The organism is Ruminococcus sp. RTP21484sp1_RTP21277st1_D2_RTP21277_210401 (genome assembly GCF_040924225.1).
GTDB lineage: Bacteria > Bacillota > Clostridia > Lachnospirales > Lachnospiraceae > Blautia_A > Blautia_A faecis.
Genome location: NZ_JBCOMJ010000008.1, coordinates 111,271 through 128,829 on the forward strand (window position 1 = coordinate 111,271; position 17,559 = coordinate 128,829).

The 17,559-nt window shown below is 44.7% G+C and carries 16 protein-coding genes; 15 read left to right on the forward strand and 1 reads right to left on the reverse strand.

Annotation, left to right across the window (positions count from 1 at the left end):
* Positions 1-66: 66 nt before the first annotated feature.
* The 9 genes from ppdK to udp all read left to right on the forward strand — a co-directional run bounded on the left by ppdK (position 67) and on the right by udp (position 11,994).
* Positions 67-2,697 carry a pyruvate, phosphate dikinase gene (gene ppdK, locus AB5706_RS07745; RefSeq protein WP_173771075.1) on the forward strand — a complete coding sequence of 877 codons (2,631 nt, stop codon included), beginning with the start codon at positions 67-69 and terminating at the stop codon, positions 2,695-2,697.
* Between the two features lie 463 nt (positions 2,698-3,160).
* Positions 3,161-3,670, forward strand: a complete 510-nt coding sequence (locus AB5706_RS07750) for a Uma2 family endonuclease (protein WP_148462322.1) — start codon at positions 3,161-3,163, stop codon at positions 3,668-3,670.
* Between the two features lie 141 nt (positions 3,671-3,811).
* Positions 3,812-4,354 carry a GNAT family N-acetyltransferase gene (locus AB5706_RS07755; RefSeq protein ID WP_148462320.1) on the forward strand — a complete coding sequence of 181 codons (543 nt, stop codon included), beginning with the start codon at positions 3,812-3,814 and terminating at the stop codon, positions 4,352-4,354.
* 253 nt (positions 4,355-4,607) lie between these two features.
* Positions 4,608-5,948, forward strand: coding sequence for an MATE family efflux transporter (locus tag AB5706_RS07760; protein WP_173716882.1), 1,341 nt, complete (start codon positions 4,608-4,610; stop codon positions 5,946-5,948).
* Between the two features lie 217 nt (positions 5,949-6,165).
* Positions 6,166-7,332, forward strand: coding sequence for a BMP family lipoprotein (locus tag AB5706_RS07765; RefSeq protein ID WP_173735180.1), 1,167 nt, complete (start codon positions 6,166-6,168; stop codon positions 7,330-7,332).
* Between the two features lie 272 nt (positions 7,333-7,604).
* Entirely contained in the window at positions 7,605-9,146 is a 1,542-nt protein-coding gene (locus AB5706_RS07770) for an ABC transporter ATP-binding protein (protein WP_148462316.1), read from the forward strand.
* The gene (locus tag AB5706_RS07775) at positions 9,139-10,269 is read left to right on the forward strand and encodes an ABC transporter permease (RefSeq protein ID WP_173735179.1); all 1,131 of its coding nucleotides are present in this window, start codon (positions 9,139-9,141) and stop codon (positions 10,267-10,269) included. The genes AB5706_RS07770 and AB5706_RS07775 overlap by 8 nt, the downstream gene beginning before the upstream one ends.
* Positions 10,269-11,210, forward strand: coding sequence for an ABC transporter permease (locus tag AB5706_RS07780; protein WP_173719035.1), 942 nt, complete (start codon positions 10,269-10,271; stop codon positions 11,208-11,210). Before AB5706_RS07775 ends, AB5706_RS07780 begins: the two co-directional genes overlap by 1 nt.
* A gap of 4 nt (positions 11,211-11,214) precedes the next feature.
* Positions 11,215-11,994 (forward strand): uridine phosphorylase, encoded by a 780-nt coding sequence (gene udp / locus AB5706_RS07785; protein WP_118578624.1) that lies wholly within the window; start codon positions 11,215-11,217, stop codon positions 11,992-11,994.
* Here the strand turns inward: udp and AB5706_RS23080 are convergent.
* Positions 11,991-12,113 (reverse strand): DUF6783 domain-containing protein, encoded by a 123-nt coding sequence (locus tag AB5706_RS23080; RefSeq protein WP_412421283.1) that lies wholly within the window; start codon positions 12,111-12,113, stop codon positions 11,991-11,993. The genes udp and AB5706_RS23080 overlap by 4 nt on opposite strands.
* A 124-nt stretch (positions 12,114-12,237) precedes the next feature.
* Between AB5706_RS23080 and deoC the strand changes: the two genes are divergently transcribed.
* The 6 genes from deoC (at position 12,238) to AB5706_RS07825 (ending at position 17,556) form a co-directional block, all read left to right on the forward strand.
* Positions 12,238-12,903 carry a deoxyribose-phosphate aldolase gene (gene deoC, locus AB5706_RS07800; RefSeq protein WP_173719034.1) on the forward strand — a complete coding sequence of 222 codons (666 nt, stop codon included), beginning with the start codon at positions 12,238-12,240 and terminating at the stop codon, positions 12,901-12,903.
* Positions 12,904-13,036: 133 nt separating this feature from the next.
* A complete protein-coding gene (locus AB5706_RS07805) occupies positions 13,037-13,456 on the forward strand; it encodes a cytidine deaminase (RefSeq protein WP_173716878.1) in 420 nt (139 codons plus the stop codon).
* A 117-nt stretch (positions 13,457-13,573) separates the two neighbouring features.
* Positions 13,574-14,554: an adenosine deaminase gene (gene add, locus AB5706_RS07810; RefSeq protein ID WP_173716877.1), complete on the forward strand. Its 981-nt coding sequence runs from the start codon at positions 13,574-13,576 to the stop codon at positions 14,552-14,554.
* A 25-nt stretch (positions 14,555-14,579) separates the two neighbouring features.
* Positions 14,580-15,770, forward strand: coding sequence for a phosphopentomutase (locus AB5706_RS07815; protein ID WP_173735178.1), 1,191 nt, complete (start codon positions 14,580-14,582; stop codon positions 15,768-15,770).
* 116 nt (positions 15,771-15,886) lie between these two features.
* Positions 15,887-16,615: a Crp/Fnr family transcriptional regulator gene (locus tag AB5706_RS07820; RefSeq protein WP_368365976.1), complete on the forward strand. Its 729-nt coding sequence runs from the start codon at positions 15,887-15,889 to the stop codon at positions 16,613-16,615.
* A 119-nt stretch (positions 16,616-16,734) separates the two neighbouring features.
* Positions 16,735-17,556 (forward strand): purine-nucleoside phosphorylase, encoded by an 822-nt coding sequence (locus tag AB5706_RS07825; RefSeq protein WP_173770319.1) that lies wholly within the window; start codon positions 16,735-16,737, stop codon positions 17,554-17,556.
* Positions 17,557-17,559 lie beyond the last annotated feature (3 nt).

Here is a 17,559-nt window from a genome sequence, read left to right on the forward strand (position 1 = left end):
TATGAAAGTAACTGTGAAGATACTGAACAGTTACCAATGAACAAATTTTTAGGAGGAAAATGTAAAATGGCAAAATGGGTTTACATGTTTACAGAAGGTAACGCTGATATGAGAAACCTTCTGGGTGGTAAAGGTGCTAACCTTGCTGAGATGACAAACCTTGGACTTCCTGTACCTCAGGGATTTACAATCACTACTGAAGCTTGTACTCAGTACTATGAGGATGGAAGACAGATCAACGACGAGATCATGGGTCAGATCATGGAAGCAATCACCAAGATGGAAGGAGTTACCGGAAAGAAATTCGGTGACATCGAGAATCCTCTGCTTGTTTCCGTTCGTTCAGGCGCAAGAGCTTCTATGCCAGGTATGATGGATACTATCCTGAACCTTGGTTTAAATGAAGACGTTGTAGCTGTATTATCTGAGAAATCCGGCAACCCACGTTGGGCTTGGGACTGCTACAGAAGATTTATCCAGATGTACTCTGACGTAGTTATGGAAGTTGGTAAGAAATATTTCGAAGAGCTTATCGACAAAATGAAAGCTGAAAGAGGCGTTAAACTTGACGTTGAGCTTACAGCTGACGACCTTAAAGAACTTGCTATGCAGTTCAAGGCTGAATATAAAGAAAAAATCGGTTCCGATTTCCCGGCTGACCCGAAAGAGCAGTTAGTTGGTGCAATCAAAGCCGTATTCCGTTCCTGGGACAACCCACGTGCCAACGTATATCGTCGTGACAACGATATCCCATATTCCTGGGGTACAGCTGTTAACGTACAGATGATGGCATTCGGTAACATGGGTGATGACTGTGGTACTGGTGTTGCATTTACAAGAGACCCAGCTACAGGAAACAAAGGTCTGTTCGGTGAGTTCCTTACCAATGCACAGGGTGAGGACGTTGTTGCTGGTGTTCGTACACCTATGCACATCGCTGAGATGGAGCAGAAGTTCCCGGAAGCATTCAAGAAATTTACAGAAGTTTGCCATACTCTGGAGACACACTACAGAGATATGCAGGATATGGAGTTCACTGTTGAGCATGGCCAGTTATACATGCTGCAGACACGTAATGGTAAGAGAACCGCTCAGGCTGCTCTGAAAATCGCTTGTGACCTTGTTGATGAGGGAATGAGAACAGAGGAAGAAGCAGTAGCTATGATCGATCCTCGTAACCTTGATACTCTTCTTCATCCGCAGTTCGACGCTAAGGCTCTGAAAGCTGCTACACCAATGGGCAAAGGTCTTGGAGCTTCTCCAGGAGCTGCTTGTGGTAAGATCGTATTCACAGCTGATGACGCTGTAGAGTGGGCTGAGAGAGGCGAGAAGGTTATCCTTGTTCGTCTTGAGACATCCCCAGAGGATATCACAGGTATGAAATCTGCTGAAGGTATCCTGACAGTTCGTGGTGGTATGACATCTCATGCAGCAGTAGTTGCCCGTGGTATGGGTGAGTGCTGTGTATCCGGATGCGGTGATATCGCTATGGACGAAGCTAATAAGAAATTTACACTTGCTGGCAAAGAGTTCCACGAGGGAGATTTCCTTTCCATCGATGGTACAACAGGTAACATCTACGACGGAATCATCCCGACAGTAGACGCTACAATCGCTGGTGAGTTCGGACGTATCATGGCATGGGCTGACAAGTACAGAACAATGAAGGTTCGTACAAACGCTGATACTCCTGCTGACGCTAAGAAAGCAGTTGAGCTTGGTGCTGAAGGTATCGGTCTTTGCCGTACAGAGCATATGTTCTTCGGTGAGGGACGTATCGATGCATTCCGTGAGATGATCTGCTCCACAACAGCTGAGGAGAGAGAAGCAGCACTTGCTAAGGTTCTTCCATATCAGCAGGAAGACTTCGAAGGTCTGTTCGAGGCTCTCGAGGGCAACCCTGTAACAATCCGTTTCCTGGATCCGCCGCTTCATGAGTTCGTTCCTACAGAAGAGGAAGACATCAAGAAGCTTGCTGATGCTCAGGGCAAGACTGTAGAAGAGATCAAGACAATTATCGCTTCTCTTCATGAGTTCAACCCAATGATGGGACATCGTGGATGCCGTCTGGCAGTTACTTACCCAGAGATCGCTAAGATGCAGACAACAGCAGTTATCCGTGCAGCTATCAATGTAAAGAAAGCTCACGCTGACTGGAATATCTGCCCAGAGATCATGATCCCGTTAGTAGGCGATATCAAAGAGCTTAAATATGTTAAGAAGTTTGTTGTTGAGACAGCTGACGCTGAGATCGCAGCAGCAGGCGTAGATCTGAAATATGAAGTAGGTACAATGATCGAGATCCCACGTGCAGCTCTTACAGCTGACCAGATCGCTTCTGAGGCTGACTTCTTCTGCTTCGGTACCAACGACTTAACTCAGATGACATACGGCTTCTCCCGTGATGACGCTGGTAAATTCCTTAACGCTTACTATGATGCTAAGATCTTCGAGAACGATCCATTTGCAAAACTGGATCAGGTTGGTGTTGGTAAGCTTATGGATATGGCTATCAAACTTGGTAAGCCAGTTAACCCGAACCTTCACATCGGAATCTGTGGAGAGCACGGTGGAGATCCATCTTCTGTAGAGTTCTGCAACAAGATCGGTCTTGACTATGTATCTTGCTCACCATTCCGTGTACCGGTTGCTCGTCTGGCAGCAGCTCAGGCAGCTATCGCTCAGAAAAATAAATAATTCATTCTGAATATATATTTAAGTCATACTTCGGTGTGACATGTGTCCAAGCGTAAGAATAACCTTGGAGAATTGTAGAAATACGGTTCTTCAAGGTTTTTTTGTTTCTATGAAATGTAATACAACTAACCGGGCAAAATCGATAGCAAATTATGCCAATACAGGAGGCGGATAAAAATGTTACTGTTCACTCCGTGACCAGTAACCGCTCCGCGATGCACAGAAATCATGCATTCGCATGATTTCGCGCCGCAATTCTCGGGTTTTCTGTGAACTTTGTTCACAAAAAACACCTCGCGGAATGTTACCAGTGAACAGTAACATAAAAATTACTTTTCTAATTAACCGGGATGATGTTATAATGAAGTAAACAAAAATAATTGTATACATTCAATATAAAAAAGGTGAATGGAATGGTTAATAATAAACTTGACCCACATTATAAAACAAAGGAGTGTAAAACATGGATTGGGATTTGAAAATAACAGATATGGCAGGAGCTACGCCGGAACATTCTGCGGTAATTGTAAATTTTGTTGCAGCAATCAGATATCAGTTAAAGAATAGTACATGCTATGTATATTCGGATAATGTTCAATATCGTTTCAAAGATAATCAGGGAAACAACAAGATTGTAATTCCTGATGCTTCCATAAACTGCCGTACAAAATCAAGACGTGGAAACACTTTTACAGATGCGCCGCGTTTTGTTATGGAAGTTCTGTCACCATCAACAGAAAATTATGACCGGACAGAGAAAATGCAGTTATATTGTGAACAGGAGATTGAAGAGTATTGGATTGTTGACTGGCGTAAAAGAACAGTTGAAATCTATGAACTAGACTATGAAGGAGAGATTCCGAAATACTACCTTTTGAAGACGATTACTGAAGAAAATAAAGACGAGTTACACTTAATTCATTTCCCTCAAATAAAGATCACCTTTGATGAACTATTTGAGGAAATTGATTAGTGGTTTATAACAAAGACAGCAGTAAATATGCCAGCTACTAAATAAAATTGCAGTTTTATTGGATTTCGCCAATTGTGATGAACGATTCATTTGATACTTGGTATGATAAGAAATGAAATACAAAAGTTGAGGTAAAAGATAATGCTGGAAACTCAAAGATTAATATTAAGAAAATGGACTGAGGAAGATGCAGAAAGCTTATTTGAATATGCAAAGGATCCGGAAGTTGGCCCTATTACAGGCTGGCCTCCTCACAAAAATGTAGAAGAAAGTAAAAACGTAATCAGAAATGTGCTTAATGGAGCAGAGTGTTACGCAATCTGTAGAAAAGAAAATAACATTGCGATTGGTAGCATAGAATTAATTCTGAATAGCCATACAGATATGACCGAACGGGATGACGAATGTGAACTTGGATATTGGCTTGGGCAGCCATTCTGGGGACGAGGCTATATGCCGGAAGCTGCCAGTGCACTAATACGACATGGGTTTGAAGATCTTGGCATGACAACCATCTGGTGTGGTTATTACGATGGAAACCGGAAATCAAAGCGCGTACAAGAAAAATTAGGCTTTGTTTTCCATCATACCTGTAATGAAGTTCCTGTGCCACTTTTTAATGAAGTACGTGTTGGACATACCAATGTAATGACAAAAGATCATTGGGAGAAATTATATAAATAACATTTTCTCGAAATGCGCACTGGCTCAAGCGGGTTGGTGCATTTTTTCTTCTAGAGCGTGTTTAAAACGATTACCGTTTCCTTTTTATTCGGATCTGTAATATGCTTGACGTAGAAATAAGTAAAAACTATAATTAATGTAATTGAAATAAACATATGATATGCCTCAAAGGGGGAATTATTATGGACGTTAATTTTGAGTATTGATTCCCCATTGAAGCTCAAATATGCTTCGGAAAGGAAAGTTTATACTAATGAAAACCAAGATTCAGGATATGACCTCTGGTTCGCCGGGGAGATTGATCATTCTTTTTGCAATTCCCTTGATGTTGGGGAATATCTGTCAGCAGCTTTATACAATGGTGGATACTATGGTCGTTGGCCAGATTGCAGGTGTGGAGGCTCTTGCAGCACTGGGTGCGGTTGACTTTCTGATGTGGGTTGTCACAGGAATATCCACTGGTCTCACTCAGGGATTTTCTATTCAGCTCTCCCAGTATTATGGTGCAAAGGATTTTGAAAATCTGCGTAAATCTCTGGCACACAGTTACCGGCTGACTGCATTCATCGCAGTGGGAGTATTCATTCTCAGCCAGTCCTTTGCTGCACTGGTATTAACAGGGCTGCATACACCTTCCAATATTATTGGAATGTCATTATTATATCTGCGTATTATTTTCTGCGGAATCCCGGCTACTGCAGCTTATAATATGTTTGCCGCTGCTTTAAGGGCTATGGGAAACAGTAAAACACCATTAACGGCAATGATCATCGCATCTGTACTGAATATTTCATTGGATATCCTTTTTGTGGCAGGCTTCGGATGGGGTGTGGCAGGGGCAGCAATCGCAACTGTGATTGCGCAGAGTTTTTCTGCCGTGTACTGTTTCCTGATTTTACGCAGAATTGATATTGTTCATCTGTCCAGAGCAGATTTTATGTCTGCCGCAGGAATGAATGCCCGTCTGATGAAGCTTGGTATTCCTGTTGTATTTCAGAATATCATTATCGGTGTAGGCGGTCTGGTAGTCCAGTACGTGATCAATGGCTATGGCTTTCTTTTTGTGGCAGGATTTACAGCTACAAACAAGCTTTATGGTCTGTTGGAAATGGCAGCGATTTCCTATGGATATGCCATCGTTACTTATGTGGGCCAGAATCTGGGAGCCGGAAAGATTGACAGGATCAGGAAAGGTGTCCGCAGCAGTATGCTGCTTTCCCTGCTAACCTCACTGATCATTTCTATTGCCATGTTTTTATTTGGAAAAAATATCCTCTCACTTTTCATCTCAGGTGAACCGCAGCAGACAAAGGAGGTACTTGCAATTGCTTTTAAATACCTTTCTATTATGGCTGCCATGCTCTGGGTGTTGTACTTCCTGTATGTGTACAGATCTGCACTGCAGGGACTGGGAGATACGTTAATGCCTATGGTAAGTGGTATGGCCGAATTTGTCATGCGTATCAGTGCTGCGCTGATTCTTCCCCATTTTATCGGGCAGGACGGTATTTTCTTTGCGGAGATTGCAGCATGGAGCGGAGCTACTGTGATTTTATGTATCAGCTATTATGTGCGGATGCATAAATATCATTAATGCAAAATATATGATACGGAAAATAAAAAAAGAGACATATGTCTTTTGATAAAAAACCAAATATAAAAAAATATACTAAAAAACACTTGAAAAAATATCCTTTTTGTACGAAAATGAAAATAAATATAGAAAAAGGGACATGTGTCCTGTTTTAAAAGTGAGACATATGTCATTGTAGAGATAACAAAGCCAATTTAAAAAAAGGAGGAAAAATAATATGAAGAAAAGAATTGCAGCTATGGTTCTTGCAGGTGCAATGGCACTTTCCCTTGTACCAGCTTACGGAGTGACAGAGGTGAAGGCTGAGGCTGGAGATATGAAGATTGCCATGGTAACTGACTCCGGTGATATTACAGACCAGAGCTTTAACCAGACCACTTACGAGGCATGTAAGGCGTGGTCCGAAGAGAATGGTTCTGAGTTCAACTATTATAAACCAGAGAGCGACTCTGATGAGGCACGTAACGCAAGTGTTGACCAGGCTGTAGCAGATGGAGCTAACGTGATCGTACTTCCGGGATATATGTTCGCAGCTACTATCGTAGAGCAGTCTGAGATGTATCCGGACGTGAAGTTTATTGCACCAGACGTAAGTGCAGGCGATATCTGTGAGAAAGGTGTTGGCGAAGGATACACCTACAATCCGGATGATTATGAAGTGACCGATTACTACAATGCAGACAATGTTTACTGCTGTACCTATCAGGAAGAGATTTCCGGATACATGGCTGGATATGCAGCTGTGAAGCTTGGATACAAGCATCTTGGATTCCTCGGCGGTATGTCTGTACCGGCTGTTACCCGTTTTGGATATGGATATGTTCAGGGCGTAGACGAAGCAGCCAAAGAGCTTGGAATCACAAGTGACGTTGAACTTGAGTATGTATGCGGCGGACAGTTCTACGGCGACGCAGACATCACAGCTTACATGGATACCTGGTACGGAAGCAAGGGTGTAGAAGTTGTATTCGCATGCGGCGGTGGAATCTACACATCTGCAGCAGAAGCAGCAGCGAAGGTTGACGGCAAGGTAATCGGTGTTGACTCTGACCAGTCCGGAATCATCGGCGAGGACATCACTGTTACATCCGCTATGAAGGGTCTTGCACCGACTGTAAAGACTGCACTTGATGCGATCAAGGATGGCAATTGGGAATCTGATTACGCTGGAAAGATCGACAACCTTGGTCTTATATCTGAGAACCCGGAAGACAACTACGTACAGCTCCCAATGGAGACAACCCAGTGGGATGACAATTTCACTGTAGATGATTACAAAGATCTTGTAAAGAAATTATACAATGGCGAGATTGAAGTAAGCAGCGACATCACAGCAATGCCAGAGACTGAGATCACAGTAAATGATTACGGCAGCATCAAATAAGACAACCAACTACTCCGCATAGTAAATGCAATTATAAATCACGGGTAGGGTTCTGACAGGAAAGCAGACTGGTCTTAACATGAAGAATGGCCATGCAGTGAGAAAAAGGGGAGTGAGCAGTGGCCACTCCCCTTTTTTACGTAAGTGCCGTCATAATAAGACTTATAGTACTGTTCACTCGAGAGGTTTTTGGTGAATGAAGTGATCAGTAACCGTTTTATTACTTGTGCTTTCTGTCTGCGACTTTGCCATGAAAAAAGGAGAAAGCGAAGATGAGTGAATATGCAATTGAAATGCTGGGAATAACCAAGCGTTTTCCCGGAATCATCGCAAATGACAATATCACACTTCAGTTAAAAAAAGGTGAGATCCACGCTCTGCTTGGCGAAAATGGAGCAGGTAAATCCACTTTGATGAGCGTTCTGTTTGGTCTGTATCAGCCGGAAGAGGGCGAGATCCACAAAGATGGAAAGAAAGTTGAAATCAAAGATCCAAACGATGCAAATGACCTGGGCATTGGAATGGTACATCAGCATTTCAAATTGATAGAATGCTTCAGTGTTCTGGATAATATTATCCTTGGCGTTGAGACCACAAAAAACGGTTTCCTTCAGAAAGAGGGCGCGCGTAAAAAGGTTATGGCCCTTTCTGAAAAATATGGTCTTTCTGTAGACCCGGATGCCATTATCGAGGATACCACAGTAGGTATGCAGCAGAGAACCGAGATCCTGAAAATGCTTTACCGTGACAACGAGATCCTGATCTTTGATGAGCCTACTGCAGTACTTACCCCGCAGGAGATTCAGGAATTGATGCAGATCATGAAGAACCTGGCAGCAGAGGGCAAAAGCATTCTGTTCATTACCCACAAGCTTGGTGAGATCATGCAGGTTGCAGACCGCTGTACCGTTCTTCGTAAGGGAAAATGCATCGGAACTGTAGACATCAGAGATACCAACCCGGAGAAGCTTTCTGCCATGATGGTTGGACGAGACGTAAACTTCGTTGTAGAGAAAGAAGAAGCAAAGCCCGGTGAAGTTGTTCTGGATATCAAGGATATGGTGGTTGCTTCCAAGCATCATAAGAATAACGCAGTCAACGGCGTTTCCCTTCAGGTTCACAGAGGTGAGATCGTCTGTATCGCCGGAATCGACGGAAATGGCCAGACCGAATTTGTTTATGGACTTTCCGGCCTGGAGCCACTGAAGAGCGGCGCTATCACTATGAATGGAAAAGACATTACTCACATGCCAATCCGTGAGCGTCTTACCTCCGGCATGAGCCATATCCCGGAAGACCGTCACAAACACGGCCTGGTACTTGATTATTCCCTGGAAGACAACATTGTCCTTCAGAGATATTTCGAACCACAGTTCACCAATAAACTGGGCTTTTTGAAACGCAAAGAGATCCGCAAATATGCCAACCGCCTGATTGAGCAGTACGATATCCGCTCCGGTCAGGGTGCCATCACCAAGGCGAGATCCATGTCTGGTGGAAACCAGCAGAAAGCAATCATTGCCCGTGAGATTGATAAGAATCCGGAGCTTTTGATCGCAGTTCAGCCTACCCGAGGACTGGATGTTGGAGCAATCGAGCATGTTCACAAACAGCTGGTACAGGCAAGGGATGCAGGGAAAGGCGTTCTTCTGATCAGTCTGGAGCTGGATGAGGTTATGAATGTATCAGACAGGATTCTGGTAATGTACGAAGGTGAAATCGTAGGAGAATTTGATCCGAAGAAAGTAACCGTAGAGGAACTTGGCCTTTACATGGCAGGATCAAAGAGAAAGGAGACGAAGAGCAATGAATAATGAATCCAAAAAGAAAGAAAGCATTCTGAGAAACAATGCGGTTCAGACCATCATTGCCTCTCTTTTATGCATTGTGATTGGTCTTCTCATCGGTTATCTGGTACTTCTTATTATCAATCCTGCAGGAGCTGCAGGTGCGATTACCGCAATTATCAAGAATTATTTTTACTATCCAAGCCAGAAGGCTATGATGAAATATATGGGAACCACACTGGTAAAGGCTTCCGCACTTCTGATGTGTTCCCTGTCCGTTCTGTTTGCTTACAAGGTTGGACTTTTTAACATTGGAGCAGCAGGACAGTATGTAGTTGGAGCCGGAGCTTCCCTGTATTTTGCATTAAAACTTGGCATGCCCTGGTATGTATGCATGATCGCAGCAATCGTGATCGCATCCCTGGTAGGCGGCATCTCCGGTGCACTGAAGGCTTACTTCAATGTAAACGAGGTTATTTCCTGTATCATGCTGAACTGGATTTCCCTGTATGTGGTGAATATGCTTCTTACCCAGGTGAAATCCGAGTCTACTCCATACACCGTAGATCTTTCCAGCGGCAATAAGAGAGCTCTTCTTCCTAACTGTGGACTGGACGAGATCTTTTCCGGAAACAAATTCGTATCCATCGGTCTTATTATTTCTGTGGTAATGGCGATCGTAGTGTGGGTACTTCTGGAAAAAACAAAATTCGGTTTTGAGCTTCGCGCAACAGGTATGAACAAAAATGCTGCAAAATACTGCGGCATGAAAGAGAAGAGAAATACCATTGTAACCATGATGATCGCTGGCGGCCTTGCAGGACTTGGCGCAGCTGTTTTCTATCTCAGCGGAATTGAGACCTGGATGGTTCAGCAGACAACCGTTCCGGGCATGGGCTTTAATGGAATCGCAGCAGCCTTCCTTGGCGGCCTTCATCCCATCGGAGCAATTTTTTCCTCTTATTTTATCCAGCACATTACAAGTGGTGGAAGTTATGTGGATAAGACCATGTATTGTGCACAGATCTCTGATCTGATCTCCGCGTTTATCATTTATCTGTGTGGATTTGTATTCTTCTTCAAACTCTGGTTAAACCGTTATCTCGACAGGAGAGATGAGAAAAAAGCTGCAAAAGGAGGAGAAAAATAATGTTATTATTGATTCAGTATACATTAATATTTGCTTCTGTATTGATTCTCGTAGCACTTGGCGGCTGTTTTTCCGAGCACAGCGGTGTTATCAACATTGGTCTTGAGGGAATTATGGTTATGGGTGCACTTGGCGGTGCCCTGATGATGAAATATCTTCCGGATTCCGCTCCGGCACCAGTTGTGATCCTTCTGGTGGTTCTGGCCAGTGTGCTTGTGGGAATGATATTTTCCCTGCTCCTTGGTGTGGCTGCCATTCATTTCAATGCAGACCAGACACTGGTTGGTACGGCCCTGAATCTTCTTGGACCGGCAGCAGCTGTTGTTATCGTAAGAGCCATCAACATGGCAGAAAATCCAGACAACGTTTCTTCCACAGTTGCTTACAAGGTGGCCAAGAAAGCGTTCCTGATAAGAATTGGAAAATTTGAATTCAGCTGGTTCATGCTTTTTGCACTGCTGATCCTCATTGCTTCTTATGTGGTACTTTATAAGACCAGATTCGGACTTCGTCTGATGGCATGTGGTGAGCATCCACAGGCAGCCGATTCAGTAGGTATCAATGTTTTTAAAATGCGTTACGCTGGCGTTTTGATCTCCGGTGCACTTGGCGGTCTTGGGGGACTGGTTTATATTACTGCCGGTGTAAGTGAGTGGAAATTTGAGAACGGAGTTGCCGGCTTTGGTTTCCTTGCCCTTGCTGTTATGATCTTCGGACAGTGGAAGCCGGTAAACATCGGACTGGCAGCTCTTCTGTTCGGCCTTTTCCGTGCGCTGTCAAACGTATACACAGGATTTGATGCGCTGGTAGCCTTGAAGCTTCCCAGCACATTATACAACATGTTCCCATATATTATTTCCCTGATCGTTCTGGTGTTTGTATCCAAGAACTCCAGGGCACCGAAGGCGGAAGGCATTCCGTACGATAAAGGACAGAGGTGACACTATGAAAAACTATTCTGAAGATGCCAGCAGGCAGTATCATATCCAGGTTGCAAAGGGGGAAGTTGGCCGCTATGTGATCATGCCGGGAGACCCGAAAAGGTGTGTGAAAATTGCCCAGTATTTTGACAACCCGGTTCTCATTGCAGACAACAGAGAATATATCACATATACAGGAACCCTGGACGGCGTGAAAGTCAGCGTGACATCCACCGGAATCGGCGGACCGTCTGCCTCCATTGCCATGGAAGAGCTTTCCCGGTGCGGCGCAGATACTTTTGTCCGCATTGGAACCTGCGGCGGTATGCAGCCTGAGGTAAAAAGCGGAGATATCGTAATTGCCACAGGTGCCATCCGTATGGAGGGAACCAGCCGGGAATATGCCCCCATAGAGTATCCGGCAGTAGCTAATCTGGACGTGACAAACGCCCTTGTGGCAGCTGCGAAAGAAAAAGGACTTTCCTGTCATACAGGTGTTGTCCAGTGCAAAGACGCTTTTTACGGACAGCATGAGCCTGAAGCAATGCCAGTTGGTTATGAGCTGCTCAACAAATGGGAGGCCTGGAAGAAAATGGGCTGTCTTGCTTCCGAGATGGAATCTGCAGCGCTTTTTATTGCAGCTGGCAAGCTTCGTGCCAGAGCTGGCTCCTGTTTCCTGGTGCTTGCAAATCAGGAAAGAGAGAAGCTGGGACTGGATAATCCGGTTGTGCATGATACAGATATGGCAATCCAGGTGGCTGTTGAAGCTGTGAGAAAGCTGATCCGGGAGGATTCGTCGAATTAAGACCGTGACATCGCAATCTGCACGCCCCACTTTGCGTTACATTTTGCCTGAATTCGGTTGCCGTAGCCCATTACGGCGCCCTCATTCGGGCGAAATCTCCCACAAATTGTGACGAACATCTTGCAGTTACTTAATATTCGATGTACTAGACAATCAAATAAAGAACAGATATGAATCCTGCCAGTAAATTGCGATACAGTAATTTCGGGCAATATAAAGAGACAACAGAAATGAGGAAAATAAATGGACGTAAAAGAGATTTTAAAACATGTGGATCATACCCTTCTTCTCCAGCCATCTACCTGGGAAGAAATCAAACAGATTTGTGACGATGCGATGGAATACGGAACTGCATCCGTATGCATTCCGCCAAGCTATGTAAAACAGGCAGCAGAATACATGAATGGAAAAATGGCAGTGTGCACGGTTATCGGTTTCCCAAATGGCTACATGACAACAGCAGCCAAGGAATTTGAAACAAAAGATGCTCTTGCAAATGGTGCTTCCGAAATCGATATGGTAATCAATATCGGCTGGCTGAAAGATCAGAAATATGACCTGATTGAGAACGAGATCCGCACCTTAAAAGCTGCATGCGGTGACAAAATCCTGAAAGTTATCATTGAAACCTGCTTCCTCACAGATGAGGAAAAAATTAAAATGTGCCAGATTGTAACAGAAGCAGGCGCAGATTATATTAAGACCTCTACCGGTTTTGGCGGTGCAGGTGCAACCTTTGCAGACATTGAGCTTTTCTCCCGACATATCGGACCAAATGTAAAAATGAAAGCAGCAGGCGGAATTTCTTCCCTGGAGGATGCAGAGAAGTTCCTTGCACTTGGTGCAGACCGACTGGGAACCAGCCGGATTATAAAGATTGTAAAGAATGAGAAAGCTACAGGATATTGATTTGTTTATTGACTGTAAAGGTGAACAGATGCTGTCCCTGGAATTGGTCAGATTATAACGACGCTCATTGAGAAGAGAGTGATGTTGTCGGAGACAATCAGAAAATGTTAATGAATAAGAAAGAGGTGTGAAAATGGAAAAAGAGATGATCAACCAGCTGATTGATACAGCAATCCACCAGCTGAAATATTCCTATACACCATATTCCAATTTTAAAGTAGGCGCAGCCCTCCTTGCAAAAAATGGGCAGGTTTACACAGGCTGCAACATTGAAAATGCCGGGTACACAGCCACAAACTGTGCGGAGCGTACCGCCTTTTTTAAGGCAGTAAGCGAAGGGGTGAAGGATTTTCAGGCTATCTGTGTTGTCGGCGGTAAGGCTGGCGTGCTCACAGAATATGCAGCTCCCTGCGGCGTGTGCCGACAGGTCATGATGGAGTTTTGCAACCCGGAAACCTTCCAGGTCATTCTGGCGGTGGACAAAGAGCATTATGATGTGTATACACTAAAAGAACTCCTGCCGTTAGGCTTCGGACCTTCTAATCTGGCATGAAAGCTGCTGACTGGAGAATAGTATTATGAAGTATGTCGGAAAATGCCGAAAACAGAGTGATCTGGCATTGAATCCGGCAGTTATAAAGCAGCATAAAGAATTGCAGGAGAAAAAATTATGACAATCGAACAATTAAAAGCACTACCCAAGGCAGAGCTTCACTGTCATCTGGACGGGTCTTTAAGCCGGGAGTTCATGGAGAGCCAGCTGGGAAGAAGGGTACAGCCGGAAGAGCTTAGCGTGTCTGATGACTGCACAAGCCTTGCAGAATACCTTGAGAAATTTTCGCTTCCGGGTCAGTGTATTATGGATGAAAAAGGGCTTGAGGCAGCTGGCTACGACGTACTTCGCACCATGAGCCAGGAAAATGTACGCTACGCAGAAATCCGTTTTGCACCTCTTCTTTCAGAGACCTCCGGAATGAACTGCCGTGCTGTGATCGAGGCAGTATTAAAAGGCCTTGAGCGGGGCAGAGCAGATTTTGGAACGGAGTTTGGTGTGATTACCTGTGCCATGCGTCATCACAGCCAGGAGGACAACAGCCGGATGATAAAAACAGCCCGTGAATATCTGGGCTATGGTGTGTGTGCAGCGGATCTGGCAGGTGCGGAAGCAGCATATCCCATGGCACAGTTTATGGAGCTTTTTCAGAACACCCGTAAGCTGGAAATGCCCTTTACCCTTCATGCAGGAGAGTGTGGAAGCGTACAGAACATTGTGGATGCTGTAAAAGCGGGAGCCGGCAGGATCGGACATGGAATCGCCATGCGAGGCCATTATAATATTCAAAAAGAGCTGGCTGACAGAGGCATTGGAATTGAAATGTGTCCTATCAGCAATCTTCAGACAAAAGCGGTAAACAGTCCGTCAGAATATCCCATCCGGGAATTTCTGAACACAGGATTGAAGGTTTCCATAAACACGGACAACCGTACAGTGAGCAACACAAGCCTTACCAAAGAGCTTCAGTTCATCCAGAACACGTATGGCATTCAGGAGGAAGAGATACGGCTGATGATGAAGAATGCAGTGGATACGGCATTTGCCACTGATGAGGTGAAAGCGAGATTGTATTCTGAACTGGGAATAAAAGGATAAAATATTGGAAACGAGGGATTTTATTTTGAAAAAATATGAAAGGATTTTCGTGATCGTTCTGGATTCTCTGGGAATCGGTGCCATGCCGGATTCAGAGAAATTCGGGGATGTGGGAGTGGATACATTCGGACATATTCTGGATAAAATGGGCTCCCTGGAAATACCAAATCTTAAGAAGCTTGGAATGTTAAATCTTCATCCGGCAGGAAATATGCAAGGTGTGGAGAAGCCGATTGGCCGTTACATGCGCGTAAGCGAAGCCAGCAATGGCAAGGATACCATGACCGGCCATTGGGAAATGATGGGAATTAAGACAGAGAAGCCGTTTAAGACTTTCACAGACACCGGCTTTCCGCCGGAGCTGATCGCGGAGCTGGAGAAGCGCTGCGGCAAGCGCGTGATTGGAAACAAGAGCGCCAGCGGAACGGAGATCATTGAAGAGCTTGGGGAGGAAGAAATCCATACAGGTGCCATGATCGTGTATACTTCAGCCGACTCTGTTCTTCAGATCTGCGGAAATGAGGAAACCTTTGATCTTCAGAATTTGTATCGCTGCTGCGAGATCGCAAGAGAAATTACACGGAAGGATGAATGGCGTGTAGGCCGTGTCATCGCCAGACCATACGTTGGCAAAAAGAAAGGTGAGTTCAGGCGAACAAGTAATCGTCATGACTATGCTTTGAAGCCAACAGGTCTGACTGCATTAAATGCGTTAAAGGATAATGGGCTGGATGTGATCGGTGTAGGGAAGATCAACGATATTTTCTGCGGCGAAGGAATCACAAAGACCTATCATTCTGACAGCTCCGTACACGGTATGGAGCAGACCATCCAGATCTGCAAAGAGGACTTCAGGGGACTTTGCTTTGTGAATCTGGTTGACTTCGATGCCCTGTGGGGACACAGACGAAATGTGGAAGGCTACGGCAAAGAAATCGAGAAGTTTGACAGGAATCTGGGCGTTCTTTTGGAAGAGCTTCGGGAGGATGACCTTCTTATTCTTACCGCAGACCACGGGAATGATCCCACCTATAGCGGCACTGACCATACCAGAGAGTATGTTCCCTTCCTGGCTTATTCCAAGACTATGAAAGAGGGTGGCCCCCTTGAAAACGAGGATACTTTTTCCGTTATTGGCGCATCAGTGGCAGATAATTTTGACGTGAAAATGCCGGAAGGAACTATCGGACATTCCATTCTTGAGAAATTATGCTAAAATAGAAAAGCAGCTGTTGGATAGCGGTTGTATATCCGGTGGATTGCTTGCTTTTGCGACAGAACCCGGATAGAAACAAATGATTTGCAGCACATGGCAGAAGATGAGGAAATCATATGAAACACACTTATTTACACGATGTACTTCCATTCCTTCGTGAACTGGAACGTGAGAAACAGAAACAATTTGAGGCTTATTTCCGTACTGCGCCATTATGGCTTATGGACCTGTTTCAGAGTGAGATAATGGAAGCCGGAACTACTTTTATCAGGGAAAATGAACCGGCAGATACGATTTTCTTTGTTGCCAGAGGAAGAGTAAAAGCTACAGATTACCGGATTTCCGGCATTGCCTATGATTTTATGAAGCCCATGAATCTCATTGCGCTTGGTGGTATGGAAGTGATCCTGGGACAGGATACCTACCATACCACCCTGCAGACAGAGACAGAGTGTATTGTTACCAAGCTTCCAAGAGCGCAGTATGAGAAATGGATTTATTCAGATACGGAAGCTTTTCGCATGGAGGCAAAGCTTACCTGTGCTTCCCTGTTGGAGGAAGAGCGGCGGAACCGTCTGTACCTGTTTTTGGAAGGGGCTGACAGATTAGCTGTACTTTTTTCGGAATGGTTTGAAAAATATAACAAAAATGACATTTTATGCATCGGCGAAAGCCGGCAGAATCTGGCAGATGAGACAGGCCTTTGCCTGAAAAGCATCAGCCGCGCCATCAAGAAGTTTCAGGCAGAACAGCTGATCGTGAAAAAAGGAAATCAGATCTGTATCGACAGGAAGCAGTACGAAAGGCTGAAGCGGACTGTGGATGAGAAAATCGGCAACGTATAAACGGAACACAAGACTATAGCAAAACGCATGGTATTGAAGGCTTTCTGTTTATATGAAAATAATGTTATAAGCTGTCCTGGCGATAAGCCGGATAGCTGCAGATAAAGGAGAAGGTGTACATGAGCGATTTATATCAGAAATTAGAGACTTGCCTTGCAAGTGTTAGAAAAAAGACAGATTTTAAACCGGAAGTGGCGCTGATCCTGGGATCCGGCCTTGGAGATTATGCAGATGAGATCCAGATCGAAACCACCATTGACTATACAGAGATTGAGGGCTTTCCAACCTCCACAGTTGCAGGTCACAAAGGCAGATTTGTATTTGGATATGTGAAAAATGTGCCGGTTGTGATCATGCAGGGAAGAGTGCATTACTATGAAGGCTATCCAATGACGGATGTAGTTCTTCCCACCAGATTGATGGGCATGATGGGGGCGAAGAAGCTGTTTCTTACAAATGCAGCCGGTGGAGTGAATCCGAATTTTAAACCAGGTGATTTTATGATGATCACCGATCACATTACCACAGGAATCCCGAGTCCGCTGATCGGACCGAACATTGAGGAACTGGGAAGCAGATTTCCGGATATGAGTGAGGTATACAGCAGACGATTGCGAGAGGTGATCCGTGCCAGTGCAGAAAAATGCGGTATAGATCTCCAGGAGGGCGTATATGTGCAGTTTACAGGTCCTGCCTATGAAACTCCGGCTGAAGTGAGAATGGCAGCTATATGGGGCGGTGACGCAGTTGGAATGAGCACTGCATGTGAAGCAATGGCAGCCCGTCATATGGGAATTGAAGTGTGCGGAATTTCCTGTATCACCAACATGGCAGCTGGCATTTCGAAGCAGGAGCTGAACCACAAGGAGGTTCAGGAGACTGCAGACAGAGTGGCGAAATCTTTTAAAAAGCTGGTGACGGAAATCATAGCCGGTATGTAGCCG